General features: G+C 59.8%; 1 pseudogene. It reads left to right on the top strand.

Annotated elements, in window-relative coordinates:
• Positions 1–18: 18 nt before the first annotated feature.
• Positions 19–463, top strand: a pseudogene (locus tag DKT70_RS17685) (IS5 family transposase); the annotation flags it as partial.

Here is a 463-nt window from a genome sequence, read left to right as displayed (position 1 = left end):
CGCAAGGAGACCTGCTCTATGAGCAATCTTTACTGGCTGGCCGAGGCGCAGATTGAGCGCCTGAAACCGTTTTCCCCAAGAGCATGGCAAGCCCCGGGTTGATGATCGAAGGGTCTGAGTGGCATAATCTTCATCAATCGCAATGGTTTGCGGTGGTGCGACGCGCCTGGGGAGTATGGTCCGGCCAAAACTCTCTGCAACCGCTGCAAACGCTGGAGTGAAAAGGGCGCTTTCGCCCGGATCATGGTGGCCTGGCCGCCGAAGGCGCCGATCACAAGACCATCATCATCGACGCAACCTGTTTGAAAGCGCACCGCACGGCCTCCAGCCTGCGGGTCAAAAAGGGGGGCGTGCTCGCCAAATCGGGCGCAGGAAGGGCGGCATGAACACGAAGTTACATGCCGTCACTGATGCGAAGGGCCGCCCGATCCAGGTCTTCATGTCGGCCGGACAGGTGAGCGAT

It is taken from the genome of Paracoccus sediminilitoris, from assembly GCF_003259195.1.
Lineage (GTDB): Bacteria > Pseudomonadota > Alphaproteobacteria > Rhodobacterales > Rhodobacteraceae > Paracoccus > Paracoccus sediminilitoris.
The sequence above is the reverse complement of the archived record's forward strand: the minus strand, read 5'-3'. Positions and strand labels throughout refer to the sequence as shown.